Below are 24,671 nucleotides of genomic sequence, written 5' to 3'. Positions count from 1 at the left end.
GAAATGCGCGGCGTTCGCGAAGACTGCCACGGATTCCCCGGGTGGCGCGCCGGAATTTCCGCCATTCCGCATTCGCGCTCGCGCGAACACACCCCGTGGCGCCGGTACCGGTTCCGCGAGCGGTCAGCCCGGGAACTCGTCGGCGAGGGTGTTCCAGAAGAGCAGTTCGTAACTCTGGAACAGCCGCGCGTAGCGCCGGGCCTCGGCCTTGTCGAGCCGGTGCGCGTCGAGGCCGGCCTGGATCGCCGCGAGCGCTTGTTCTTCGATTTCCGGAACGTCCGCGGCGAAAAAGTCGAAGAACGCGCACTCGGTGTCGGTGAAGCCGTAGTGCGCGCGCATCGCGGTGGCGACGTCCCGGCAGTACCGGCCGAAGGCGGCGAAGTTCGCGAAGATCCCCGCCACGGCGGCCGCCGATTCGCCGTTCAGCGCGAGCCACGCGACGTACGCCGGGTACGCCTGGCAGCCCGCGCGCGGGAATTCCTTCCCGTGGTCCGGACCAGTCGCCGTGAGCAACGCGTCCAGCATCCCGTTCGCCTGCTGCTCCCCCGGCGCGAGGCCGCCGAAGAAGGCGCGCGCATTCGGCTCGTCGGCGCGGGCGGCGAGCGCGTGGAAGCTCCGCCAGTCGCTGAGCGTGATCAACTTTTCTTCGGCGGCGAGCGCGGCGAACACCGCGCGCGGCGCGCGGCCCGAGGCGATCAGCGGGACGAGCCGGTTGTCGGCGTCGCGCGGCGCGAGTTCGGCCTGGATCCTGTCGAGCAGTTCACGAGCGGACCGCGTCATCGCTTCCCCCTGGAGTCCGTGGTCCTCCCATTGAAGCGCGGATCGCGCGCGCCCGCCCGTGTACACAGTGGACGGTTGTGGGCGCCTGACCGGGATGTCCGTTTCGATGGGGACGGTTGTCGTGGCCGCGATTCTCTATCCACCTCGGCCGGGAGCCCCTACAGTGTGGCCATCCGGAGCTCCGAGGAGGCCAGCGTTGACCACCCCGTCCGTCGCCGAGCAGACCGAAGGCCAGACGATCCCGCGGTTGTTGCACCGCAACGCGGCCGAATACCCGGACCTGCCGGCGATCACCTCGCTCGACATCGAAGGCCGGCCGACGCTGAGCTGGCTGGAGTTCCGCACGGCGATCGCGGAGGTCTCCCGCGGGCTGGCGGGCCTCGGCCTCGACGCGGGCGACCGCATGCTGATCATGGCGCCCGGCTGTCCCGACCACATCATCGCCGACCTCGCCGCGACGCACCTGTCCGCGATCCCGTGCACCGCCTACGCCACGCTCAGCCCGGAGCAGATCCGGTTCGTCGCGCGGCACAGCGCGGCGCCGGTCGTCGTGCTCGGCGGTGAGGACGAGCTGGCGCGCTGGCGCCCGGTGCTCGACGACCTGCCGGCGCTGCGCCGCGTCGTCGTGATGGACGAAGCCGCGATCCCCGAAAACGACGGCCGGTTCGTCTCGCTCGCCGACGTCCGGACGTGGGGCCGGGAAGCGCTTGCCGCCGACCCGGAGGCGTTCGAGCGGTCGTGGCAGGGCATCAAGCCGGACGACCCGCTGTCGATGATCTACACCTCGGGCACCACCGGCGACCCGAAGGGCGTCGTGCTGTCGCACCGCAACGCGATCCACCAGGCGTACGCGGTCACCGAGCTGCACCACCCGCCGATGCACGCGACCAACATCGCGTACCTGCCGCTCGCGCACATCGCCGAGCGCGAGCTGTCGGTCTACCTGCCGATCGTGTGGGCCGGCCACGTGCACACCCTCGCCGACCCGACCGCGGTCGCCGGCGCGCTCGGCCAGGTGCACCCGCAGAGCTTCTTCGGCGTCCCGCGCGTGTGGGAAAAGATGGTCGCCGGGCTCAAGAACATGCTCGGCAGCGTCCCCGAAGACCGGCGCACGGCGTTGCTGCAGGCGAACGAGCTGCTGCAGCAGGGCTACAAGCTGCGCAGTGCCGGCCAGGAGGTGCCGCCCGAGCTCGCCGAGAAGATCCGGCAGACCGACGAAGCCGCGCTGGCGCCGGTGCGCGGCCTGCTCGGCCTCGACAAGCTGCTGGTCGCCTCCAGCGGCGCGGCCGCCCTCCCGGTGGAGATCATCTACTTCCTGGCCGGCCTCGGCGTCGAGATCTGCGAGGTCTGGGGCCTGTCGGAAACCACCGGCGCGGCGACGTCGAACTCGGCGACGGCCTTCCGGGCGGGGTCGGTCGGCAAGCCGCTCGAAGGCGTCGAGGTGAAGGTCGCCGAAGACGGCGAGCTGCTGGTCCGCGGCCCGATCGTCTTCCTCGGCTACCTGCAGGAGGACGGGACGATCCAGGACGCGACCGACGCCGACGGCTGGTACGCGACCGGCGACATCGGCACGATCGACGAAGACGGCTTCGTGACGATCACCGACCGCAAGAAGGAACTGATCATCACCTCGAGTGGCAAGAACATCGCGCCGACGAGGATCGAGGGCCTCCTCAAGGAGCACCCCCTGATCGGCCAGGCGGTCGCGATCGGCGACGACCGCCCGTACGTGACGGCCCTGATCGTCCTCGACGACGAGATCGCCCCCGGCTGGGCCGCGGCGAACGGCGTCGAGGCCACCCCGGAGGAGCTGGCTTCGCACCCGGCCGTCCGCGCGGAACTGGAGCGCGCGGTCGAGTCGGCGAACAGCCGGCTGGCCCGGATCGAGCAGATCAAGCGCTACCACGTGCTCCCGAAGGCGTGGACCCCCGAGTCCGGCGAGCTGACCCCGACGCTCAAGCTCAAGCGCCGGGTCATCAACGACCGCTACTCGACGAACATCGAGGCCCTGTACGCGGCAACCCGCGACCCTGAACCCGCCGCCGGCGCCTGACCAACCCGCCACTTTCGCTGAGAAAGATGCGTCTGAGTGCCCCTCGGACGCATCTTTCCTAGGGAAAGCTCTGCTTTGCGAAGCAAAGTGGTCAGGCGGTTCGGGGCGAAGTGTCGGTCCACTTGCGGAGCCGCGGCGGCACCCGCTTCTCCAGGCCGTAGTTCTCCAAGTGGGCGGAGAACACCTCGTCGAACGCCTTCTGCACGGTCTCGGTGTCCCACACCGGTCGCTCCAGGATCGGCTGCTTGAGGAACGGCTGGCCCATGACGTGCAGCTGCGGGCCGTTGCACCGGATCATCTGGCCGGTGATCCCGTGCGAGCCCTCGCCGAGCAGGAACAGCACGACCGGGGCGATCCGGGCCGGTGTGCGGTCCGGCGGGCAGGCGCGCAGCGAGCGCTCGGACTTCCACACCATCCGCGTGTGCGCGAGCGGGCAGACGGCGTTGACGCGGATGCCCTGATCTTCGAGGTCGAGCGCCCACGAGTAGGTCAGCGACGCGACCGCGCCCTTGCTCGCCGCGTACACGCCGAGCTTGCGCTGGCCGAGCGAGGCGCCCGACGAGATGTTGACGATCGAGCCGCCGGTGCCCGCGTCGACCATCGCCTTGATCGCGGCCAGCCCGGTGTTCACCACGCCCATGACGTTGACGGCGACGAGCTCGCGGGCCTGCTCGGCGTCGTCCTCCCAGGGCAGCGCCTCGTAGTTCAGCCCGGCGTTGTTGACCAGCCCGTCGATCCCGCCGAACTCCTTGACGCACAGATCCACGATCTCCTGCGCCTGCCCGGCGTCGGCGACGCTGTGGCCGCTGGCGACGGCCCGGCCGCCGTGCGCGCGGATGTTCTCCGCGGTCCGCTCGGCCAGTTCGGCGTCGACGTCGTTGACGACCACCGCGCCGCCCGCACGGGCGACGTGCACCGCGAACGCCTCGCCGAGACCCCGGCCGGCGCCGGTCACCACGACCGCCTTGCCCTGCATCAACCCGTCCATCGTCCACTCCCCGCTCTGCCGCGCCGGCGGCGCGCGTCCCGTCCACCCCGGCCGGCTCTGAGTCCAGTCTTGGCCCATCCGGCCCAGCGGGGCAGCGCCCCGACGACGAGCGGCGGCCGCCCTGCGCCGAGCGAAACCGGTTCGATCAGTCCGGAGGTACCCGCGGGCCGGTCACAGTCACCGTCTGCCGCCTCTGCGGTGCGTGACCCGGCGGCCCCTCGACGGGGTGAGTGACGCGCGTTCCGAGGACATCGGCGCGTAGTCGGCGCCATACTGTTAGTGCTTCCGGGAGGTCAGCGGTGACACCCCCGGACGGGGTCGTCACTGGCGAGGCACAATGCGGACGATCCATATTCACTCGATCGGGGGACGGTGGTTACGAGGTGACGACGCGCGCGACACCGCGGTTGCGGGCCGTCCTGGCCAACCGCGAGTTCCGCGCGCTGTGGTTCGCCGAAACCCAGTCGATGCTCGGCGACCAGCTGACCATCGTCGCCCTCGCCATCCTGATCTTCGACCGGACCGGCTCGCCGCTGCTGTCGGCCGTCGTCTACTCGCTGACGTTCCTGCCCGCGCTCGCCGGCGGGCTCGGCCTCTCCCAGCTCGCCGACCGGTTCCCGCGCCGCGCGGTGCTGGTGACCGGCTCGCTCGCGCAGGCCGTGCTGATCGGGCTGATGGCCGTGCCCGGGATGCCGATGGGCTGGCTGTTCGTGCTGTTCGTCTTCGCCCGGCTGGCGAACGCGCCGTGCAACGCGGCGCAGAACGCGCTCGGCCGGGAGATCTTCACCGACGACGACGTCTACCTGCAGAGCCAGGACCTGCGCGGGATCACGAACAACACGGCCATGCTGGCCGGCCTCGCCGCGGGCGGGCTGCTGGTCACCGGCATCGGGACGTCGTGGGCGCTGGCGATCGACGCGCTGACGTTCCTGGTCGCCGCCGTCGCCGTGCGGGTGCTGGTGCTGCGGCGCCCGGCCGCGGGGAATGGGAATTCACCCTGGTTCGGCGCCGTGAGGCAGGTTTTCGGCGACGAACGGCTGCGGGTGCTGCTCTACCTGTCCTGGCTCGTCGGCCTGGCGGTGATCCCGGAGGGCCTCGCCGCGCCGCTCGCCGCGCAACTGGGCGCGGGTGACCAGGCCGTCGGCTGGCTGCTGGCCGCCGATCCGCTGGGTTTCGTGCTCGGGACGTTCCTGCTGTCGCGGTTCGTCTCCACGGAGCACCGCCGCAAGCTGCTGGGTGTGCTGGCCGCGTTGCCGCTGGCCGCGCTGGCGGCGTTCGCGCTGCACCCGAACCTGGTGCTCGCGCTGGTCCTGCTCGCGCTGGCCGGTGCGACCGGCGCGTACGTCATCACGGTGTCCGCCACGTTCATCACGTGGGTTCCCAACGACATCCGGGGCAGCGCCGGCGGGTTGTACCGGACCGGGCTGCGGGTCGCGCAGGGCGTGGGCGTCGGCATCGGCGGGCTGGTCGCCCAGGGCCTCGGTTCCGCGAACGCGACGATCGCGCTCGCCGGTGCGGTGGGACTGCTGCTGGCCGTCCCGGTGGGGTTCGCCTGGCGCCGGGTGGGCGGCGGCGAGCCGGAACCTCGGCTGCCATGAGCCGGGGGATCAGAGGTCACGGTTGGCCATCGGAAGCCACCTCTCCGTGCGGTCAAGATCATGAATGGTATTCAGCCGGTCACAGGTCGCGGTTGCGCACGGTTGCCACCTCTCTGGGTAATCGGGGAGGACAATTCGACGGCGCATCAGAGATCGCGGTTGGTCAACGGTGCCACCTCCGTGTGGGGAGCCTGAAGATGCTTTTGGTCCGCGTTCCCGGCAGTTCCACCGAGGACTCGGCAGTTCCGTTGCAGTGGGATGGTACCCGCCAACGGAATGTGTGAACACTCTGGCAGGTACCGATGAGATTACTCAACACCCGAAGTAGGCTGGAAAGGAGGTGACCAATTGCATCCCGGACCAGACGACGCCGCGCAGGGCGGCGGCGAACCGGCGGCCCAGGACCGGCCGCGGCCGCCGTCGCCGCAGGAACAGCCGGACCAGGTGACCACGCCCAGTGGTCCACCCGGGACGGTCTGGCGTGACCACCCGTACTCGCCGCGGAACTGGGCGCTCTGGCGCCGCCGGCCCCGCGTCATCGCGTTCATGCTGGGCAGCGAGGGATTGGCCGTCGCCGTTCTCGCGATTTCACTCGTCTATTCTCAGGCGCTTGTTTCCCGCGATTGGCTGAACTTCGGAATCCTCGCCGCGGGCGCGACGGTGCACATTCAGCTGACCCAGCGCCAGGAGGAAAGACGCCGGAACCGCAAAAAGACGGTGCTGATCGACCTCACCGCCGTGTGGACGTTTTCCGCGGCGATGATCCTGCCGGTTCCCCTGACCCTGCTGGTCATCTTCGTCGTCCGGCTCCAGCATTGGTTCATCGCCCGCCGCCCGGCCCACAACTTCATTTTCTCGTCGATCACGCACGGTCTCGCGGCGGTGCTCGCGCACGTCACCTACACCGCGATGGGCCCGCATTTCCTGGGCACCGGCTGGGGCGACTTCCTCGCCGAGTTCGGCGCTATCGTGCTCACCGCCGCCATCTACGAGGCCATCCAGATCGCCTACGTCGGCGGGGCACTCGCGCTCGGCATGTCCTCCGAACCGACGCTGCGTAACGTCCTGGGCAGCCCGGCCGACAACATGCTCGAAGCGATCACCGTCGGCCTCGGCGCGGTGACCGCGATTCTGCTCGCCGTCGTCCCGCCGATGGTCGTGGTGATGGCGGTCGCCACCGTGGTCTTCAATCGCCTCGCGGAACTGGACCAGCTGCAGAACGACGTCCGGACGGACCCGAAAACGGGCATTCTCAACATGCGCGGCTGGTCGGAGTCGGCGGAGCGAGCGCTGGAACGGACCGCTCGATCGAGTGATCAGCTGGCACTCCTGATGGTCGATCTCGACCACTTCAAGTGGATTAACGACACCTATGGACATCCGGCGGGTGACGACGTGCTCCGCACCGTTGCGCAAACGCTCGACGAAGTGACGAGACCGAGCGACTTGGTCGGCCGTTTCGGCGGTGAGGAATTCCTCATTCTGCTCCCGGACATCGACGAAGAGGCCACCTGGGACGCGGCCGAACGGATACGCGTCGCGATTGCGAAGTTGCACATCGTGACCACGGACAAACGCGGCGACCCGGCGACGATCGCGGACCGCACGACCTCGATCGGCGTAGCCCGCCACCCCCGCCACGGCGACACCCTGGACCGCCTCCTCCAGGCGGCGGACGCGGCGGTCTACCTGGCCAAGGAGAACGGCCGCGACCAGGTCTGCTTCGCCCCGGACACGCTCATGCCCCCAGCCGCACCGTGAGCTCGAGCTTGACGAGCACATCCGCGCAGGCCCGGGCCGCGGTGGGCGCGAGCCGCAACAGCTCCCCGCGGTAACCGGCGGACTCGAGCCGCAGCACGCGGGCCCCCGGCGCGGGCCGCGGATGGCACCAGTGCCGGACGATCCCGGTCCCGGCGGCGTCCTTGGCGAGGAGGAGGTACTCGTGACCGAGGTCGTCGACGACCCGGCCGAGCCCGTTCCACCAGAGGGCGCGCAGGGTCAGGCCATCGTCGTCGAGGGCGAGGTCGACGGGCGGGTCAGCCTCGATGTCGACGCGGAAGCCTAGGTCGCCGAGGTGGAGGGAGCGGACTTGAAGTAGCGCCCCGGCGGCCCTGCCCGGTTTTGGCGCACTCGGCCCACGCCCAGTCCCGGCGCCGGGATCCAAACCACCCCGCCCCAGCCCCAAGTCCACCATCGCCAACCGCGGCACCACCGCGGCCACCACCAGCTCCGCCGCCCGCCGCCCGTCCTCCACCCCGGGCACCACCGGCATCCCCAGCAGCTCATCCACCAGCAGCCGGCACCCACTCACCCCAGCCCACCCCAGCGCCGCCGCCCGCAACCCCGGCTCGCACCGCAGCCGATCCAGCAACGGCCGCCCCCGGCCCCGGCTGAACCGCGCCGCCCGCACCAGCCTCGCCGCCTCCGGGCACCGGCCGTCCGGCCCGTACCACCCCGTCATCGCCCGCCCGAGCGTCCTAACCTGCTCCGCCAGCACCACCCGAGCAACCGCCCCCGGGCAGGTCCGCGCCAACTCGGCCGGCGACCGCGACCGCAACGCCCGCGCGAGCGCGCGCAAATCAGGGCTTCGGGGTTCACGCACCACCGCGCCGGGAGCCAGCCGGCGCAACGCGCGCACCGTGTTCTCCACCGGCACTCCGGGATCGGTCGAGGTCACCGCACGCCCTCCTGGTCACCGCGCCCCCGGAGGACAGCGTCACCGATGCGGGGGCGGGCCGGGAAGGGAAGATCGGGCGGCCGATCGGGCAGCTTAGGGGAAACCCGCGCCGCGACACTGGGGTTGTCCCCATGCCGGGTCCGCGCCCGGGCTGGCACCCTGGACCCCATGCCAGCCGAGCCCGAGCCGCCTCGCCTCCGCCGACCCTGGTCGACGTCCGGGTGGCTGCTGCTGGTGCTGCTGGTCGTCTTCGCGTTCGGGTTGATCGCGTCGCGCCCGCCGTCGCCGCCCGACCAGGGGCCGCCGACCGGGGACGTGCTCGCCGCGCAGAACGCCGTCGACGCGCTCGTGCACCCCGGTCCACACCCCGACGCCCTCGCGAAACTGCCGAAGGACTTCACCGCGCTCAGCGGCGTCACCCCGGGCGCGATGACCGCCCGCGACGGCACCGTCCGCGCCGTCCACACCGACGGCGGGTGCTCGACGCCGTGGGGCGACGACAACACCAAGTGGGACTACGCCGTGCCGTGCAAGGCGCACGACCTCGGCTACGACCTGCTGCGGTACGCCGACCGCAAGGGCCACCCGCTCGGCCCGGAGGCCCGGGCGGCGCTGGACGACCGGCTCTCCTACGACATGCACCACGCCTGCGACCTCAACCCGATGAACTCGGCGCTCACCTGCCGGGTAGTCGCGTCGCTCTACTCGGCCGGCCTGGTCGTCAACTCGTGGCACCAGCGCTGGGGCCCGCCGGTCGGGGACCCGATCGGGCCGATGGTCGCCGGGGTGCTCGTGATCGCCTGCCTGCTGGTCTTCCGGCTGCGCGGCTGGCTGCGGACCCGCCGCGAACCACGGCGGCCGGCTCCCGCCACCCCCGCCGACGTCAGCCGGTGGGCGCTGCTCGGCGCCGCCGGCGTCGTCCTGCTGCTCCTCGGCGAGTCCGTGACGGCGCTGGCGCACTGGGCCGGCGCGGCCGAGACGGCGTGGTGGCCGCTCACCTGGCTCACCCAGCTCGCCCCGGTGATCTTCTTCGCCGGCGGCCACGCCAACGCCGCCGGCTGGCGCGCCGAACAAGAGCGGGGCGGCGGCTACCGCCACTTCCTGGCCGAACGCGCCAGCCCGCTGCTGCGCCCGGCGCTGATCTTCGCCGTCGTCGCGCTGCTGACGCCGCTTGCGCTCGAACTGCTCGGCATCCCGGCCGGGACCACGGCCACGGTCATGCGGATCGCGCTGCACCCGCTCTGGCTGCTCGGGGTCTACCTGCTGACGATCGTCTGCGCGCCCGCGCTGCTGGCGCTGCACCGCCGGGCGCCGGTGACCGCGGCCGCCGGCCTGCTCGCGCTGGTCGTCGGCGGCGAGGTGCTCGCGGACGCCACGGGTTCGCCCCTGCCCCGGTACGCGGCGACGTTCGCCCTCGCCCTGCTCGCCCAGCAGCTCGCCTTCGCGCACGCGGACGGCGTACGCCCGTCGCGGCGGCTGCTCGCACTGGCCACCGCGACCGGCGTCGCGGGCCTCGCCGTGGCGAGCGTCCTGCGGGACGGGCCGCCTGTCCTGCTCGGCAGCCCGGGCGCCCCGGCGGCGTTGTCGGCGCCGCCGTGGGGCGTGCTGCTGCTCGGCCTGGTCCAGCTGGGCCTGCTCGGGCTCCTCGCCGTCCCGCTGGCCCGGCTCGGCCGGCGGCCCGGAGTCGCCACCGCCTGCCGGTTCGTCCTGCGCGCGCCGATGAGCCTCTACCTGGCGTTCCTCGCCGCGATGCTGCTGCTCGTCGCCGTCGTCTACCTGCCGGGGCGGATCGCCGACGGGCTGAGCTGGCTGATCCGGCCGCGGACGCTGGTCGCGGTCGGGCTGCTCGCGGTGCCCGCGACCGTGGTGTTCTGGTGGTTCGAGCGGCACTCCCATCACGTGCGGGCGCCGCGCGCCGCCGAGCTCCCGGGCCGCCGGACGGCGGTGCTCACCCGGGCCGCGGCCGCGCTCGGCATCGGCTACGCGACGCTCGGCGTGTTCGGCTTCGCGCTGACCCGGTTCGGCGGGGTGGCCGCCGACGCCGACCTGCTCGGCCTGCGGCTCGACCCGATCCAGAGCCTGGTGCACCTGCTGCTCGGGGTCTTCCTGCTGCACACGATCCGGATCGGGGCGGGCGCGGCGACCGGCACCTGGCTGGCCACGGCGCTCGCCTGCGCGCCCTCCCTGCTGTTCGCCGCCGACGGCAGCACGCCCGGCTTCCTCGGCGTCACGCTGCACGCGGTGACCGCGGCCTTCGCCCTGCTCGCCGCGGCCGGCACGCTGCTGCCCGCCAGACGTCCGGCGGGCGCGGCGTCCTGACCAGGCGAAAGCGTCGAACCTGCGGGAAACTGGGTGGTGCATGACACATTCGTGGGGGGATGTGTAACGCTACGGCAACCAGGGGAAGGCACCATGCGTCCCAACCCCAGGACCACCGATCGAAGCAGTGAGGAGTCGCCCCCGTGGATCACCCGCCTCGGAACGGGCAAGGCGACCGCCGCCCCGCCCGGCCCTGGCAGGACGAGCCGGGCCGGCGCACCCCACCCCCGTCCCGCCGCCCGGCGCCCCGCCGCGAACCGGTGGACGCCCGCCGCGCCGCGCCGCCTCCTCGCCGTCCCCAGCCGCGCCCCGTCGCGCGGGGCCGCCGCAACTCGTTCCGCGGCGCGAAGATCGCGCTGGCCGTCGTGTCGCTGCTGGTGATGGGCCTGACCGGGTACGCGTGGGCGGCCATGCAGGGCCTGGTCAACGGGCTGAACTACGCGAACGTGATCAGCGACGACGGCGGTGGCGACAAGCCCGCCGACGGCGCCCGCGACATCCTGCTGGTCGGCCTCGACAGCCGCACCGACGCCCAGGGCAACCCGCTCTCGCGCGAGGTGCTCGACGAGCTGCGCGCCGGCGAGTCCGACGGCGAGCTCAACACCGACTCGCTCATCTTCGTGCACATCCCGAACGACGGCAGCAAGGCCGTCGCGATCTCACTGCCCCGCGACACCTACGTCGACATCCCCGGCGGCTACGGCAAGCACAAGATCAACTCGGCGTACGCCCGCGCGATGCTCTCGGCCCGCAAGGACCTGCAGAAGCAGGGCATCACCGACCCGAAGGAACTCGACGTCAAGTCGAACCAGGCCGGGGCGAAGGAGCTGATCCAGACCGTCGAGAAGCTCACCGGGTCGACCATCGACAACTACGCCGCGGTCAACCTGCTCGGCTTCAGCGACATCACCAAGGCCATCGGCGGCGTCGACGTCTGCCTGAACAACAACGTCAAGGACCAGTACTCCGGCGCGAACTTCACCAAGGGCCAGCACACGATCTCCGGCGTCGAGGCGCTCGAGTTCGTCCGCCAGCGCCACGGCCTGCCCAACGGCGACCTCGACCGGGTCGTCCGCCAGCAGGTGTTCATGGCAGGCATGGCCCGCAAGGTGCTCTCGGCGGGCACGCTGACCAACCCGTCCAAGCTTTCCGACCTGATCGACGCCATCAAGAAGTCGGTCGTGCTCAACCAGAACTGGGACATCTTCGGGTTCGCCCAGCAGATGAAGGGCCTGACCGGCGGCCAGCTCGAGTTCCGCACCATCCCGGTGAAGAACGTCGAGTACCGGACCCCCGAGGACGGCGTCGCCATCCAGGTCGACCCCACCGAGGTCAAGCAGTTCGTGCAGGGTCTCGCCGGGCCGCCGCCGGGCCAGACCGCGCCGCCGGCGCAGCAGGCCGACCCCGCGAACAAGGCGACCACGGTCGACGTCCGCAACGCCTCCGGCAAGACCGGCCTGGCCGCGAGCGTCGCCAAGACCCTCGAAGGCAAGGGCTTCACCTCCGGCGACACGGCGAACGCGACCTCGCGCAAGACGACGGTCATCTGGGTGCCGAAGGGCGGCAAGGACAAGGGCCAGGCCGTCGCGGACGCGCTCGGCGGCTCGCCGACGATCCAAGAGGACAAGAGCGTCCAGGCCGGGCACGTGATGGTCTTCCTCGGCGCCGACTTCGAAGGCACGACCTCCGAGGCGAATTCGGGCGCCGGTGCGGGCGCGTCGAGCGCGCCATCGTCGCAGGCAGCGGCGCCGCCGGCCGACGAAGAGAAGCCGATCACGGCCGAGGGCGTTCCCTGCGTCAACTGACCCGCTCGCCGGGACCCCGTTAACCCGTTCGGCCTAACTCGCGCAATCGGTATCAAAGACATGCCCGAATTCGCGTAAGGGCCGAGCTCCCGCGCACTTACATACACGTGAGGGTGCACCTGCACGGGAAAGTTGTCACAACCGTACGGGTGCCGTGGGAGCGCACGGCAGGGGAAATTGATGTGCTGATCGACGGCGAGGAGTACCAGCGGATCCTCGGGGACGAGCTCCGCAAGCTCCGGCGCAGCCGCGGCTGGACGCGCAAGGAGCTCAACCAGCACCTGCAGAGCGAGATTTCGCTGCAGACGTTGGCCACCTACGAACTGGGCACGAGACAGTGCTCCGTCGTGCGCCTGGTCGAGCTGTGCGTCGCGATGGACGAGCTGCCCCAGGACCTGCTGGCCAAGGTGCACCGCCGGGTGTTCGTCGACGAGCCCGGCCGGGTCCGCGTCGACCTGCGCAAGGTCGTCGCCGACGAGTCCGCCGAGCTGCTCCCGCTGCGCCGCTGGGCGGAGGACCGGCTGCGGCAGGCCGGCGACCACGGCGGCGCCGAGGTCGCGCTCGACCTCCCCGCGCTGGAGCGCATGGCCGAGCTCTGCGAGCTGCCGACCGTCGAGCTGATCGCCCGCCTCCGCCGCTACGTCTCCCGCTAGTCCCGTTCCCCGAAAGCCGTGAAGGCCTCCTTACCGGTCATAAACGCCGGTAAGGAGGCCTTCACGGACCTTCGGGGTCAGCCGACCAGGAAGTCCTCGCGCCGCACCTTCCGCGTGTCGAGCCAGTAGCGCCAGGTGAAGCCGGGCCAGATGGTCCGGTTGACGCCCTTGGCGTCCAGGTACCAGCTCTTGCAGCCGCCGCGCGTCCAGATGCCCTTCGCCAGCTTGCGCTGGATCGCGGTGTTGAACCGCTCCTGCACCTCGGGCTTGGGCTCGATGGCCTTCCCACGGGCCAGCCGCAGCGCCTCGGCGACGTAGGAGATCTGGGCTTCGATCATGAACACGACCGAGTTGTGCCCGAGGCCGGTGTTCGGGCCGAGCAGGAAGAACAGGTTCGGGAAGCCGGCGACGGTGATCCCGAGGTGCGTCCGCATCCCCTCGGTCGCCCACTCCTTGCCCAGGTTCCGCCCGTCTCGGCCGACGATCTCCAGGTCGTCGAAGGCGTCGGTGACGTGGAAGCCGGTGCCATAGATGATGACGTCGGCTTCGTGCTCGACCCCGGCCGCGTCGACGACGCTGTGTTCGCGGACCTCCCGCACGCCGTCGGTCACGACGTCGACGTTGTCCCGGGCCAGCGCCGGGTAGTAGTCGTTGGAGATGAGCACGCGCTTGCAGCCCATGGTGTAGTCCGGCGTGACCTTACGCCGTAAGGCCGGGTCGCTGATCGCACGGTCGATGTTGCGCTTGGCCAGCCGCTGCCCCAGCTTCATCATCCACGACTGGCCGTTGAAGCCGATCGCCCGCGCTTCGAGCAGCCAGTACAGCAGGTTCCGGTAGGCGCGCTGGGCCGGCGGGAACACCTTGAACAGCGCGCGGGTGCGCCCGGACATCTCGTGGTCGGCCTTGGGCATGATCCACGGCGGCGTCCGCTGGAACAGCGTCAGCTCCTCGACCTCGGGCGCGATCTTCGGCACGAACTGGACCGCGCTGGCGCCGGTGCCGATCACGGCGACCTTCTTGCCCGCGAGCTCGACGTCGTGGCGCCACTGCGCGGAGTGGTAGGCCGGGCCCTCGAACTTCTCGATGCCCGGCAGCTCCGGGATCATCGGCAGGTGCAGCGCGCCGACCCCGGCGACCAGCGCGTTCCCCACGAACTCGTCGCCGCCCCTCGTGGCGACGTGCCAGCGGTTCCCTTCGGCGTCCCAGCGGGCGCCGGTCATCTCCTGGCCGAACCGGATGAACCGGCGCAGGTCGTGCTTGTCGGCGACCTCGCGCATGTAGCGCCAGATCTCCGGCTGCGGCGAGTAGGCCCGCGACCAGTCCGGGTTCTGCTCGAAGGAGAACGAGTACATGTGCGACGGGATGTCGCAGGCGCACCCGGGGTAGCTGTTGTCGCGCCAGGTGCCGCCGACGTCCTGCGCCTTTTCGAGGATGACGAAGTCGTCACGCCCCTCCTTGCGCAGCTGGATCGCCATGCCGAGACCGGAGAAGCCGGTCCCGACGATGACGACCCCGGTCTCCGTGCGGTTGCCCATGGCGTGCCCTCCCGGTTTTCCTGTTACCCGTCGTCCATCTTACTCAGAGTAGGTTACTGCCGGTAGAGTGTTGCTCATGACGACCGCGAAGCGCAAGCGCATGCCCCGGGCCGAGCGCGAACGACAGATGATCGAGGTCGCCGAAGAGGTCTTCGCGGCGCGCGGCTACGCGGCGGCGTCGATGGACGAGATCGCGGAACTGGTCGGCGTCTCGAAGCCGATGCTCTACGAGTACTTCAACTCGAAGGAAGGCCTGCTGCTGGCGTGCATCCGGGAGTCCCGGGCGGTGCTGCGCGAGGTCACCGAGCAGGCGACGGTCGGCGCGACGACGGCCGAGGACGCGCTGCGCCGCGGCCTGCTCGCGTTCTTCGTCTTCATCCGGGAGCGGCGCCAGGCGTGGTCGCTGCTGCGCCACGAGATGGCCCTGATCGGCACGCCGGCCGCCGACGAGGTCGAGGAGACCCGCCGCCAGCAGACCGACCTGATCGCCGCCCTGATGAGCGGCTACTTCGACAGCGGCGACGACCTGCGGGCCGAAGCGGCCGCGGAATTCGTGGTCGGCGCCTGCGAACGCCTCGCGATCTGGTGCGAGAAGCACGACGAAGTGGACCCCGCGACGGCCACCGAATACGCGATGGACGTGCTGTGGAGCGGCCTGCGGCACCGTGCACGGTAGCCTGCAAGTGCATTAGGCCATTCGGTCGTTACTCACTGCTGTCGTGTCCTGTGACACAGAGTTGCTCTACGGTATCGAAGACACGGTAGAAAGTGTGCTGGACTTTTCGCAGCCGAGAGGGGGCGCGAGTACCGCGTCATGGAATTGCGGTAGCCGCGTCACGGTTGTGTAAAGCATGGTGGTGGAGGAGAGGGGCGTGAGGCAGATGGTGGAAGCGATCACGGCGACGTACGTCCAAGAGGACGCCGACTGGGCGATCACGGTCAGCGGCCACGGCAAGGAGCTGACCGCCAGGGCACCGGGCATCATCGCCGCGCGCGACCGGGCGGACCAGCTGGTCGAAGAGCTCAGCGACGGCAAGGCGACGGTGGTGCACCTGCTCAACGGCAGTGCGCTGGACTTCACGAGCGCCTACATGACCGCGCGGCTGACGCTCCCGAAGCTCCCGCCGCTCGAGGTCCCGCCGCCCGGCAGCGTGCCGAAGCAGCAGACCACGGAGGCTGCGGACAAGAAGCCGCAGCTGCCGCCGAGCAAGCAGCTCCCGAAGGCCGTCGAGGACCGCAAGGCCCCCGCCGCCGAGCCGGCGCCCGCCGCGGAGAGCAAGGCGCCGGCCAAGCAGGCCTGAAGCGCTACTTGAGGAGCTTGCGCACCAGCAGGACGAGTACGAGGATCCCGCCACCGATCAGCGGGTACTTCACCTTGGGGTTGTCCAGCTTGGCGCGCACGCCGTCCTTGGCCGCGTCGGCGAGCTTCTTGGGGTCGGCCTTGACGGTGAGCTGGTCGAGCGTCGCCGCCAGAGCGGTCCTGGCCTGCTCGATCTCACGCTCGATCGTCTCGGGGTCGCGAGCCACGTGTCCTCCTCGCCGGGTGGGTCTGCCGGCCCCCAACTTAGTCGACCGCCCCACCGCCTCCGCACGGGCCACGCCGCACGCTACGCTTCCCGATGCTGGGGGCCCGTAGCCCAATTGGCAGAGGCACATGGTTTAGGTCCATGCCAGTGAGAGTTCGAGTCTCTCCGGGCCCACTCGCTCGTGAGCGAGTCCTGCTCGGCGCTTCGCGCCTTCGCCGGACTCGCTCGTCCGTGATCACGTCCGCGACGTCGGGCGCCACTTCTCCTCGGCGTACGCGGCCAGCGTGCGGGGCGCCTTCCCCGTCAGCTGCCGGAAGTCGTCGGTCACCGAAGCGAACACCCCCGCCCGCACCAGCGCGAACAGGTGCAGCATGTGGTCGCCCCACGCCTCCGGCCGCCCGGACTTCGCGAAGTGCGCCCGATGCTCCTCCGGTGTCACGTCCCGGTGCCGGATCGGCCGCCCCGCCGCCTCGGTCAGCACCCGTGCCACCTCCCCGAACGTCAGCGCCGCCGCTCCGGTGATCGGGTAGCCCCGGCCGTCGTGCCCCTCCTGCGCCAGCACCGCGACCGCGGCGTCGGCGAGATCGCGCGTGTCGGCGAACCCGACCACGCTGTCGCCACTGCCCGCGTACAGCTCGCCGGTCTCGCGAAGCGCCTTCGCGAACACCCACTCGTCCTCGTCGAAGTTCTGCAGGAACCAGTTCGGCCGCAGCACCGTCCAGCGCTTGCCCGAGTGCTGGACCGCCAGCTCGACCGCCCGCCGCGGGGCGTGGTCCGGGGTCCGGTCGACCCCCGCTGCCGACATCAGCACCACCCGCCGGGCCGGGGACGTGTCTAGGAGCCGCGAGACCAGCTCGGCGGCGTTGTCGTCGCTGTCCAGCCCCTTGAGGAACACCGCGTCGGCGTCGCCGAGCGCCGGGGCCCATGTCGTCTCGTCGTACCAGTCGAACCGCACCGGCGTCACCGAACCGCGTGCTTCGCCGGGGTGGCGGCTCGCCGCCCGGACCGGGACCCCCGCCGCCGTCAACGCGGCCACCACGCGCCGGCCCGCCTTGCCCGTCGCTCCTTCAACCCAAACTGTCATGCCACCACGCTAAGGACGGAGAACGAGACGCAGAATGGCTGAGAAGCGCGTTCCGTTGTCCGAGCGTCTCGCTATCGTGGGCCAATGGACGTGCTCGCGGACGTACTGACCGCCCTGCGCGCCGGCACGCCGGTCGCGGCGCACACCGAGGCGCACGCGCCGTGGGGCCTGCGCTTCGACCACACCACCGGAGCCGCGTTCCACGTCGTCCTCGACGGCACGGCCTGGTTGACCCCGCTGCCCGGCGGCCCCGGCTTCGAGCCGGTCGAGCTCGGCGCGGGTGACGTCGTCCTGCTCGGCCGCGGCGTCCCGCACGCGATGACGTCCACGCCCGGCGTGGCGCTCGTCGACTTCCGGCCCGCTCGCCCGTCCCCGGCCACGCCCTTCGGTCGCGTCTCGCTCCCGGGTCCCGGCGCCCGCGCGACGATCGTCTGCGGCGCGTACCGGCTGCGGCGCCACCGGCCGCACCCGCTCCTGCGGGACCTGCCCGAGGTGGTGCACCTCCCCGCCGTGCCGGGCCGCCACCCCGGGCTGCGCGCGATGGTCGGGCTCCTGCGCGACGAACTCGCCGCGCACCCGCCCGGCGCCGCCGTCGTCGCGCCCTCGCTGGTCGACGCCCTGCTCGTCTACATGCTCCGCGCCTGGCTGAGCGAGACGGACGGCGCGCCCGGCTGGTCGGGCGCGCTCGCCGACCCGGTGACCGCGCGGGCGCTGGCCGCCATCCACGGCGACCCGGCGCGGGCGTGGACCGTCGAGCGGCTCGGCGCCGAGGCCGGGCTGTCCCGCGCCGCGTTCGCGCGCCGGTTCACGATGCTGGTCGGCGAACCACCACTGACCTACCTCACCCGCTGGCGCATGACGACGGCCGCGCGCCTGCTCCGCGAGTCCGACCGCCCGCTGGCGCAGGTGGCTTCGGCCGTCGGCTACGGGTCGGCGTTCGCCTTCGCCAAAGCCTTCCGGCGCGAGTACGCGACCACCCCCGGCGGCTACCGCTCGCTCAGCTGAAGTCGACCGCGATGCGTGGTGCCAGCGCCCGCAGGAAGTCCACCGCGTCGAAGATCTCCCCCGCCGACGCCACGCCCTTCATGCGCGCCCGTCCCGTCAGAATCCGCTCGACGGCCTCCACCGCCAGCGGCGCGCTGACCGCGTAGATGTCCTCGCCGCGGGCCACCGCCCGGCGCTCCTCGCCGCCACGCCGCACCCGCACGTCCACCACGAACGTCTCCGCCGCGTCGCGCTCCGCCGCCGTGGCCAGGCCCTGGGCCGCGTCGACCGTCATGTACGACGTCACCGAAGGAACCTCCAGGTGCCGCGGGATCGTCACGATGTCGGCCATCGAGAACTCGCCGAGCACCGGCCGGGTGCCGAGCGGCTCGGGGAAGGCCCACTCCAGCGACGGCAGGGCGTCGTCGCGGTGTTCCAGCCGGCCGCCCGCGAACCGGACGCGCTTGCCGCCGCGGCGTTCGCGGGAGACCTGGCCGGCCGCAAGGGTCCCGGGCGTCGGGTGCCAGCCGCTCAGCCCGTAGGCCACGTGCACCTCGTCGGCCGACGTCCAGTCGCCCATCGCCGCCGTGGCCAGCAGGTCGCCGAGGCCGCCGAAGAACGCCATGGCGGGCACCACCGCGGTGTCCGCCGTCAGCGCGAAGGTGTCGAGGTTGGCTTCGATCTCCGCGGCGACGTCCACGTACGGAATGCCGGCGCGGATCGCCGTCGAGGCCACCGGGAGGGCCGTCGCGGCGAACGGGCCCGCGGCGTTGATCACGGCCGCCACGCCGTCGAGCGCGCGGTCGAGGGCCGCCGGGTCGTCGACCGAGGCCGGCCGCCCGCCCGGCAGCTTCGCCGCGTCGCGGCCGGAAAGGACCGGGGTGAAGCCACGCTCGCGCAGCTCGGCCACCACGAAGCGGCCGGTGAGTCCGTAAGCGCCGTAAACCAGTACCGAAGTCATGCGGCAATCCTCGCGACGCTGCTCGGTCGGCGACAGTGTCCGGAACGACGTGATGCGTACACTTTCGGACATGCACGCTGTCGCGCTGGCCGCCACCGACGGGATGCTGTCGTTCGAGCTGACCATCGCCACCGAGGTGTTCGGCGAGAACCCCCACTACGACTTCGCCGTCTGCGGCAGCGAACCTGTCCGCGTCGGGCGGTTCCTGCTGGAGCCCGACGCCGGCCTGGACCGGCTGGCGGGTGCCGGCACCGTGCTCGTGCCGGGGTGGGCCGACGTCGACGCGGCCCCGCCCGCCGACCTGGTCGACGCGGTGCGCGCGGCCCACGCGCGGGGTGCGCGGGTGGCGTCCCTCTGCACGGGCGCGTTCGTGCTGGCCGCCGCCGGCCTGCTGGACGGGCTGCGCGCGACCACGCACTGGGCGCACACCGACGTCCTCGCCGCCCGCTACCCGCGGGTGACCGTAGCCCCGGACGTGCTCTACGTCGACAACGGCCGGGTGCTCACCTCCGCGGGCAAGGCCGCGGCGATGGACCTGTGCCTGCACCTGGTGCGCGCCGACCACGGCCCGTCGGTCGCCAACGCGGTCGCGCGGCGCCTGGTCGTGCCGCCGCACCGCGCCGGCGGGCAAGCCCAGTTCGTCGCCGCCCCGGTCCCCACGCGCGACGACCACCCCCTGTCCGCGCTGCTCCCGTGGATCACCGCCCGCCTCGACCGGCCGCTGACCGTCGAAGACCTGGCCCGCCAGGCGAACATGAGCTCCCGCCACCTGGGCCGCCACTTCCGGGCGGCGACCGGCACGACGCCGTTGCAGTGGCTGCTCACCCAGCGGATCCGGCGCGCGCAGGAACTGCTGGAAAACACCGACAACGGCGTCGAGGCCATCGCCGAAGCGGTCGGCATGGGCACCGCGACGACGTTGCGCCGCCACTTCAACCGCGCGGTCGGCGTGCCCCCGGACACCTACCGCCGCACCTTCCGCGGTTAGGGTTCGCCACGCGCCCGCTTTCGTTCCGGCGCAGGGGATTCCGCCGCTTATCCCGGGTTGTCCACACCCGGCCGCCGATGTGGACAACCTCGCCGCCGCGGGCCCGATCCACCGGTTTTGTCGGCCGGGCCCGATACGCTGGACAAGGGCACGCCCCCCAGGGAGGGCGGGGGTGCCCGCGGGCCGCTCCGGGCCCTGGAACAGCGGGTCGGGCTCGCGTCCGCCCTCGCACGCCGTGGTGAGCGGCATCGCCGCGATCTCCCTCGCCGAGCTGAGCGACTTGCCCGCCCCCGCGCATCGGATCGTCAGGTTGCCGATGGCGAGCCGCACCGCGATGGACCCGGACGACGCCGTCGCGCGTGCCCTTCGCCGCGCACCTGGACCAGCTCGCGACGATCGCGGGCTGGATGGCCGAACACGGCGTCGCGCCCGCGGACGCCAACGGTTACCTCGCCCACGTCTTCGGCGAACTCGGCCGCACCCTGGCCGGGTTCGACGGCACCCCCGGCGAACTGGCCCGCAAGCACGAGACGCCCGGCGGGATCAACGAGCAGTTCCGGACGGCAGTGCGGGACCCCGAGCGGGTGCGCGCCGCCCTCGACGACGTCCTCGCGCGCGTGAAAGGTCAGTAGCGCACCTCGCTTTGGAGCAGCGGCGGGTACACAGTGGACGGTTCGCCGTCGACCGTCGTGCCCGCGAACTGCAGCATCGCCCGCTGGGCACCGTGCATCGGCGCCGGGTAGTCCAAAGTGGGCGCCGAAACCTCGTCCAGCGTCGCGAGCTGGGCCGGCGAGAGCGTGACCTCCAGCGCCGCGAGGTTGCCGGTCAGGTGGTCCAGCCGCCGCGCGCCGACGATCGGGACGACCGTGCCGCGCCGGGCCAGCAGCCACGCCAGTGCCACCGCCGCCGACGTCGTCCCGAGCTCACCGGCGATCCCGGCGACGGCCTCGATGACGGCGAACTCCGCTTCGGACGGCCCGCCGACGTAGGCCGCGCGGGCCGAGTCGGCGACCTCGGTGCCGCGCCGGTACTTGCCCGACAGGAAGCCGTTCTTCAGCGGGCTCCACGGCGTCAGCGCGATGCCCTGGTCGAGCGCGAACGGCGCGAGTTCGCCTTCGACCGTCCGCGCCAGCAGCGAGTACTCGACCTGCAGCGCGATGAGCGGCGTCCAGCCCCGGAGCGACGCCGTCGTCTGGGCCTGCGCGGTCACCCACGCCGGGGTGTTGGAGAAGCCGACGTACCGGATCTTGCCGGCGCGCACGAGGTCGTCGAGAGTGCGCAGGGTCTCCTCGATCGGGGTGTGGCGGTCCCAGTTGTGCAGCCAGTAGAGGTCGAGGTGGTCGGTGCGCAGCCGCCGGAGCGATTCGTCGAGCTGCGCGATGATCGACCCGCGGCCGGCGCCGCCGCCGTTGGGGTCGCCGGGGAACATGTTGCCGAAGAACTTCGACGCCAGCACGACGTGCTCGCGACGGCCGGGGTGGGCGGCGAAGAAGTCGCCGAGGATCTTTTCGGAGTGGCCGTTGGTGTAGAAGTTGGCCGTGTCGACGAAGTTGCCGCCGAGGTCGAGGTAGGTGGCGAGGATCTTCTCGGACTCTTCGACGCCGCAGCCGGCGCCGCCGGGGTCCTCGCCGAAGGTCATCGCGCCGAGGGCGAAGGGGCTGACGCGAAGGCCGGACCGGCCGAGGGTGACGTAGTGGTCGAGTGGCACGAAACTTTCCTTACATGTCGGATCGGTCAATCCAGGGAACCGCGTTAACGTGCTGTTCGGTAGTTCGATGCCCGCACGCCCTTGCACGATCCTCTCGACTTGGGTTTCCTGGAGCGGTGCTCACCGAGATCCGGGACCTCGTCGCAACCCACGCTCGCGAGGGCCTGCGCACACCGGTACCCGGCCTCCTATTGTCCAAAGTGGACACCAGTGAGCCGCACCACTCGCTCACCGAACCGCTGTTCGTCGTCATGGCCCAGGGCGGCAAGCGGCTGCTGCTCGGCGACCGCGTCCACGAGTACCGAGCCGGGCAGTACCTGCTGGTCAGCACCGACCTGCCGGTCACCGGCCACTTCGTCGGCGCGACCCCGCGCACCCCGGCTCTCGGTCTCGGCCTGACCCTCCGCCCGGCGGCGATCGCCCCGCTGCTGCTGGAAGCCCCGCCCGGCCGCTCGTCCCGCACCCTCCCGGAATCCCCGATCGCGACCGGCGACGCGACTCCCGAACTGCTCGACGCGGCGCTGCGGCTGCTGCGGCTGCTGGACCACCCCGCCGACGCACCGGTGCTCGCGCCGCTGATCGAGCGCGAGATCCTCTGGCGCCTGCTGACCGGCCCGCACGGCGCCCTGGTGCGCCAGATCGGCCTGGCCGACAGCGGTCTGTCCCACGTCAGCCGGGCGATCCGGTGGATCAGGGACAACTACGCCGAGCCGATGCGGATCGAGGAACTGGCCCGGCTGAGCGACCTGAGCGCGTCGGCGTTCCACCGCCACTTCCGCGCGGTCACGGCGATGAGCCCGCTGCAGTTCCAGAAGCGCATCCGCCTGCAGGAGGCCCGTTCGCTGCTCCTGGCGGACAGCGGCGACGTCGCGGGGGTGGGCCACCTCGTGGGTTACGACAGCCCGTCGCAGTTCAACCGCGAGTACCGCCGCCTGTTCGGCGCCCCACCGGGCCAGGACGCGGCCCGGCTGCGCGAGGCCGCCGCGCCCGCGGGACCCCAGCTGCCCTGAGAGCCGATCCGTTCAAGACCCGCACCCCCGCCAGGTGCGACGCTGGCCGCATGCCTGTGAACCTTTCCGCGGCCGCGTCGTTCATGGCGACGCACGCCCGCCTCCTCGACCGCCGCCGCTTCGAGCTGCTGAGCGGCCAGACCGATGTCAGTGCCGTGCTGGCCGCCGTCGACGGGTACCGCAACCCCGACGGCGGCTACGGCTGGGGTCTCGAGCCGGATCTGCGCGCACCCGAGAGCCAGCCCGGCGGTGCGCTGCACGCCTTCGAGGTCTTCGAGGACATCGCGCCCGCCACGTCCCCCCACGCGGCGAAGCTGTGCGACTGGCTGGCGTCGGTCTCGCTGCCGGACGGCGGCCTGCCCTTCGCCGTGCCCGTGGCGGACCCGGCGGGCTGCGCGCCGTTCTGGGCACAGGCCGATCCGGCCGTCGCCACCCTGCAGAGCACCGCGTTCACCGCCGGCGTGGCCCTGCGCGTCGCCCGCCACGACCGGGCGGTGCGCGAGCACCCGTGGCTGGCGGCCGCCACGCAGTACTGCTTCCGCGCCATCCGCGAGCTTTCCGCGGCGCCGCACGCGATCGAGTTGTCGTTCGCCGTGCAGTTCGCGGACGCGGCCCACGACCTCCACGCGGAGGCTCCGGGGCTGCTGGAGCACCTGGCCGCGTTCGTCCCGCCCGACGGCCTGGCCCCGGTGGCCGGCGGTTCCGACGGCGAGACCCTGCGCGCGCTGGACTTCGCGCCCCTGCCGGACCGCCCGGCCCGCGCGTTGTTCAAGGACGGCGTCATCGAGAACGAGCTGCGGCGGCTCGCCGGCGAACAGCGGGACGACGGCGGCTGGCGGGTGGATTTCGCGAACTATTCGCCCGCCGCGGAGCTCGAATGGCGGGGCTACGCGACCGTCCGCGCGGTGTCGGTGCTCCAGCGCAACGGCGTCGCCTGAAGATCTACACCAGCGACGACGGCGTTCACTCGGCCGTGGCACGTCGAGTCACGCGCGGTAAGCGGTTACATGCCTTTCGGTGGCCGAGGCCGAACCCGTACTGTTACTCCAGGTGCCCGGGCCGGAGGTGGAACATGTCGTCGCGCAACCCGTGGGGCTGGTTCGCTCGCTGGGCGGACTGGTTCGAGGAACGCGGCGTCTACGTGCCCGGCGAAGAGAGCCGCGCGGTCGACCCGATCCGGGATTTCGGCTGGCTGATGGCCGCGTGGGTGGCCGGCGTGGCGATCTTCATCCTGCTGTTCGCGCTCGCCGTTTAAGTGGCATGTGGGCAGTGATTGTCACGAGCGGTGCCGTTCCGGTCACGGATTGGCCACGGGGTGGCACCAGGTGCGCGACAACCCCCCGTCGCGCCTCGTAACCACGCGCGATCACGGCCAGAGTGGAGCGGGTTCGCCCGGCAATCCCCCGTTGCCGACGGCACCCCCGACCCGCCGACTGGAGTACCCGCGATGGCGCTCGCGCGCACGTGCAAGATCATGTTCACCTCAGGACTGCTCGGCCTGGCGGTGGCGTGCGGGGTCCCTTCGACGCAAGGCGGTACCGCGGCGCTGGGCGCCGCCGGCTCACCCGCGGGTGCGGGCGCCTCGGCCTCGCAGGCGGGCAACGATCTCAAGTTCGGCGCCGACCACAAGTTCGCCAGCGGCCTCACCATCTCGGTCGGCTCCCCGAAGTCGTTCCGGCCCAGCTCGTCGGCGTACCCGCAGAGCCCGCGCGGCGCGGCGTTCGACATCCAGCTGACGAACGAGGGCGCGACGACGTACAAGCTGTCGGGCCTCACGGTCACCGCGACGGCGTCGGGCACCGCGGTCAAGCAGGTCGTGGACACGACGCAGGGCTTCACCGGCATCACCGACGCGGGCAAGGACGTGCTGCCGGGGCGTTCGGTGCACATCACGCTGGCGTTCGCGGTACCGCGTGAGCAGGCGCAACTGCGGCTGCAGCTCCGCCCCAGCGCGACCGAACCCGCCGTGGTCACCTACTGCGGCCCCGCGTGACGTTAGGCT

23 protein-coding genes and 1 tRNA gene are annotated in these 24,671 nt (G+C 71.8%); 16 read left to right on the top strand and 8 right to left on the bottom strand.

Translation table 11 applies throughout. The features are described from left to right. Nucleotides 1-123 precede the first annotated feature (123 nt). On the bottom strand, nucleotides 124-780 hold the full coding sequence (locus tag H4696_RS42635) for a transcriptional regulator (RefSeq protein WP_086859065.1): 657 nt from the start codon (nucleotides 778-780) through the stop codon (nucleotides 124-126). 196 nt (nucleotides 781-976) lie between these two features. On the opposite strand from H4696_RS42635, the gene H4696_RS42630 reads away from it, so the two are divergent. Next, nucleotides 977-2,833 (top strand): AMP-dependent synthetase/ligase, encoded by a 1,857-nt coding sequence (locus H4696_RS42630; RefSeq protein WP_086859066.1) that lies wholly within the window; start codon nucleotides 977-979, stop codon nucleotides 2,831-2,833. Nucleotides 2,834-2,924: 91 nt separating this feature from the next. On the opposite strand, the gene H4696_RS42625 is transcribed toward H4696_RS42630, so the two are convergent. Continuing rightward, a complete protein-coding gene (locus H4696_RS42625) occupies nucleotides 2,925-3,821 on the bottom strand; it encodes an SDR family NAD(P)-dependent oxidoreductase (protein ID WP_086859067.1) in 897 nt (298 codons plus the stop codon). 383 nt (nucleotides 3,822-4,204) lie between these two features. On the opposite strand from H4696_RS42625, the gene H4696_RS42620 reads away from it, so the two are divergent. Further along, complete coding sequence (locus H4696_RS42620) at nucleotides 4,205-5,419, top strand: MFS transporter (protein ID WP_276328924.1); 1,215 nt, start codon at nucleotides 4,205-4,207, stop codon at nucleotides 5,417-5,419. A gap of 546 nt (nucleotides 5,420-5,965) precedes the next feature. After that, nucleotides 5,966-7,180, top strand: coding sequence for a GGDEF domain-containing protein (locus H4696_RS42615; protein ID WP_225955965.1), 1,215 nt, complete (start codon nucleotides 5,966-5,968; stop codon nucleotides 7,178-7,180). Here H4696_RS42615 and H4696_RS42610 read toward each other — a convergent pair. Further along, the gene (locus H4696_RS42610; protein WP_225955964.1) at nucleotides 7,158-7,880 is read right to left on the bottom strand and encodes a hypothetical protein; all 723 of its coding nucleotides are present in this window, start codon (nucleotides 7,878-7,880) and stop codon (nucleotides 7,158-7,160) included. The genes H4696_RS42615 and H4696_RS42610 overlap by 23 nt on opposite strands. A 384-nt stretch (nucleotides 7,881-8,264) precedes the next feature. Between H4696_RS42610 and H4696_RS42605 the strand changes: the two genes are divergently transcribed. From H4696_RS42605 to H4696_RS42595, 3 genes are all read left to right on the top strand, one after another. Continuing rightward, nucleotides 8,265-10,415, top strand: a complete 2,151-nt coding sequence (locus H4696_RS42605) for a phospholipase A2 (protein WP_086865657.1) — start codon at nucleotides 8,265-8,267, stop codon at nucleotides 10,413-10,415. Nucleotides 10,416-10,558: 143 nt separating this feature from the next. Beyond that, complete coding sequence (locus tag H4696_RS42600; protein WP_338078714.1) at nucleotides 10,559-12,220, top strand: LCP family protein; 1,662 nt, start codon at nucleotides 10,559-10,561, stop codon at nucleotides 12,218-12,220. 182 nt (nucleotides 12,221-12,402) lie between these two features. Beyond that, nucleotides 12,403-12,873 carry a helix-turn-helix domain-containing protein gene (locus H4696_RS42595; RefSeq protein ID WP_086864474.1) on the top strand — a complete coding sequence of 157 codons (471 nt, stop codon included), beginning with the start codon at nucleotides 12,403-12,405 and terminating at the stop codon, nucleotides 12,871-12,873. Between the two features lie 77 nt (nucleotides 12,874-12,950). Here the strand turns inward: H4696_RS42595 and H4696_RS42590 are convergent, their stop codons facing one another. Continuing rightward, on the bottom strand, nucleotides 12,951-14,408 hold the full coding sequence (locus tag H4696_RS42590; protein WP_086864475.1) for a flavin-containing monooxygenase: 1,458 nt from the start codon (nucleotides 14,406-14,408) through the stop codon (nucleotides 12,951-12,953). A gap of 76 nt (nucleotides 14,409-14,484) precedes the next feature. Here H4696_RS42590 and H4696_RS42585 point away from each other — a divergent pair, with 76 nt between their 5' ends. Continuing rightward, nucleotides 14,485-15,084 carry a TetR/AcrR family transcriptional regulator gene (locus H4696_RS42585; protein ID WP_086864476.1) on the top strand — a complete coding sequence of 200 codons (600 nt, stop codon included), beginning with the start codon at nucleotides 14,485-14,487 and terminating at the stop codon, nucleotides 15,082-15,084. A gap of 205 nt (nucleotides 15,085-15,289) precedes the next feature. Beyond that, nucleotides 15,290-15,709: a hypothetical protein gene (locus H4696_RS42580; protein WP_192783123.1), complete on the top strand. Its 420-nt coding sequence runs from the start codon at nucleotides 15,290-15,292 to the stop codon at nucleotides 15,707-15,709. A 4-nt stretch (nucleotides 15,710-15,713) separates the two neighbouring features. On the opposite strand, the gene H4696_RS42575 is transcribed toward H4696_RS42580, so the two are convergent. Continuing rightward, nucleotides 15,714-15,935, bottom strand: coding sequence for a DUF3618 domain-containing protein (locus H4696_RS42575; protein ID WP_086864478.1), 222 nt, complete (start codon nucleotides 15,933-15,935; stop codon nucleotides 15,714-15,716). A gap of 99 nt (nucleotides 15,936-16,034) precedes the next feature. Between H4696_RS42575 and H4696_RS42570 the strand changes: the two genes are divergently transcribed. After that, nucleotides 16,035-16,108, top strand: a tRNA-Leu gene (locus H4696_RS42570). Between the two features lie 61 nt (nucleotides 16,109-16,169). Here the strand turns inward: H4696_RS42570 and H4696_RS42565 are convergent. Then, nucleotides 16,170-17,018, bottom strand: coding sequence for an NAD(P)H-binding protein (locus H4696_RS42565; RefSeq protein WP_086864479.1), 849 nt, complete (start codon nucleotides 17,016-17,018; stop codon nucleotides 16,170-16,172). Nucleotides 17,019-17,102: 84 nt separating this feature from the next. On the opposite strand from H4696_RS42565, the gene H4696_RS42560 reads away from it, so the two are divergent. Next, the gene (locus H4696_RS42560) at nucleotides 17,103-18,023 is read left to right on the top strand and encodes an AraC family transcriptional regulator (RefSeq protein ID WP_086864480.1); all 921 of its coding nucleotides are present in this window, start codon (nucleotides 17,103-17,105) and stop codon (nucleotides 18,021-18,023) included. On the opposite strand, the gene H4696_RS42555 is transcribed toward H4696_RS42560, so the two are convergent. After that, a complete protein-coding gene (locus tag H4696_RS42555) occupies nucleotides 18,016-18,963 on the bottom strand; it encodes a saccharopine dehydrogenase NADP-binding domain-containing protein (protein WP_086864481.1) in 948 nt (315 codons plus the stop codon). The genes H4696_RS42560 and H4696_RS42555 overlap by 8 nt on opposite strands. Before the next feature lie 70 nt (nucleotides 18,964-19,033). Here H4696_RS42555 and H4696_RS42550 point away from each other — a divergent pair, with 70 nt between their 5' ends. After that, complete coding sequence (locus H4696_RS42550) at nucleotides 19,034-19,951, top strand: helix-turn-helix domain-containing protein (RefSeq protein WP_169735170.1); 918 nt, start codon at nucleotides 19,034-19,036, stop codon at nucleotides 19,949-19,951. A gap of 359 nt (nucleotides 19,952-20,310) precedes the next feature. After that, complete coding sequence (locus H4696_RS42545; RefSeq protein WP_086864483.1) at nucleotides 20,311-20,583, top strand: hypothetical protein; 273 nt, start codon at nucleotides 20,311-20,313, stop codon at nucleotides 20,581-20,583. On the opposite strand, the gene H4696_RS42540 is transcribed toward H4696_RS42545, so the two are convergent. Then, nucleotides 20,577-21,659 carry an aldo/keto reductase gene (locus H4696_RS42540; protein WP_086864484.1) on the bottom strand — a complete coding sequence of 361 codons (1,083 nt, stop codon included), beginning with the start codon at nucleotides 21,657-21,659 and terminating at the stop codon, nucleotides 20,577-20,579. The two genes, H4696_RS42545 and H4696_RS42540, sit on opposite strands and share 7 nt — an antisense overlap. A 116-nt stretch (nucleotides 21,660-21,775) precedes the next feature. Between H4696_RS42540 and H4696_RS42535 the strand changes: the two genes are divergently transcribed. The 4 genes from H4696_RS42535 to H4696_RS42520 all read left to right on the top strand — a co-directional run bounded on the left by H4696_RS42535 (nucleotide 21,776) and on the right by H4696_RS42520 (nucleotide 24,662). Then, nucleotides 21,776-22,669: an AraC family transcriptional regulator N-terminal domain-containing protein gene (locus tag H4696_RS42535; RefSeq protein WP_192782830.1), complete on the top strand. Its 894-nt coding sequence runs from the start codon at nucleotides 21,776-21,778 to the stop codon at nucleotides 22,667-22,669. Nucleotides 22,670-22,719: 50 nt separating this feature from the next. Continuing rightward, nucleotides 22,720-23,607 carry a hypothetical protein gene (locus H4696_RS42530; RefSeq protein ID WP_086864246.1) on the top strand — a complete coding sequence of 296 codons (888 nt, stop codon included), beginning with the start codon at nucleotides 22,720-22,722 and terminating at the stop codon, nucleotides 23,605-23,607. Nucleotides 23,608-23,741: 134 nt separating this feature from the next. Next, the gene (locus H4696_RS42525) at nucleotides 23,742-23,924 is read left to right on the top strand and encodes a hypothetical protein (protein WP_086864245.1); all 183 of its coding nucleotides are present in this window, start codon (nucleotides 23,742-23,744) and stop codon (nucleotides 23,922-23,924) included. Nucleotides 23,925-24,116: 192 nt separating this feature from the next. Beyond that, a complete protein-coding gene (locus H4696_RS42520; protein WP_086864244.1) occupies nucleotides 24,117-24,662 on the top strand; it encodes a hypothetical protein in 546 nt (181 codons plus the stop codon). Nucleotides 24,663-24,671 lie beyond the last annotated feature (9 nt).

The organism is Amycolatopsis lexingtonensis (assembly GCF_014873755.1).
Taxonomy (GTDB): Bacteria; Actinomycetota; Actinomycetes; order Mycobacteriales; family Pseudonocardiaceae; genus Amycolatopsis; species Amycolatopsis lexingtonensis.
This window is presented reverse-complemented; position numbering and strand designations above follow the sequence as displayed.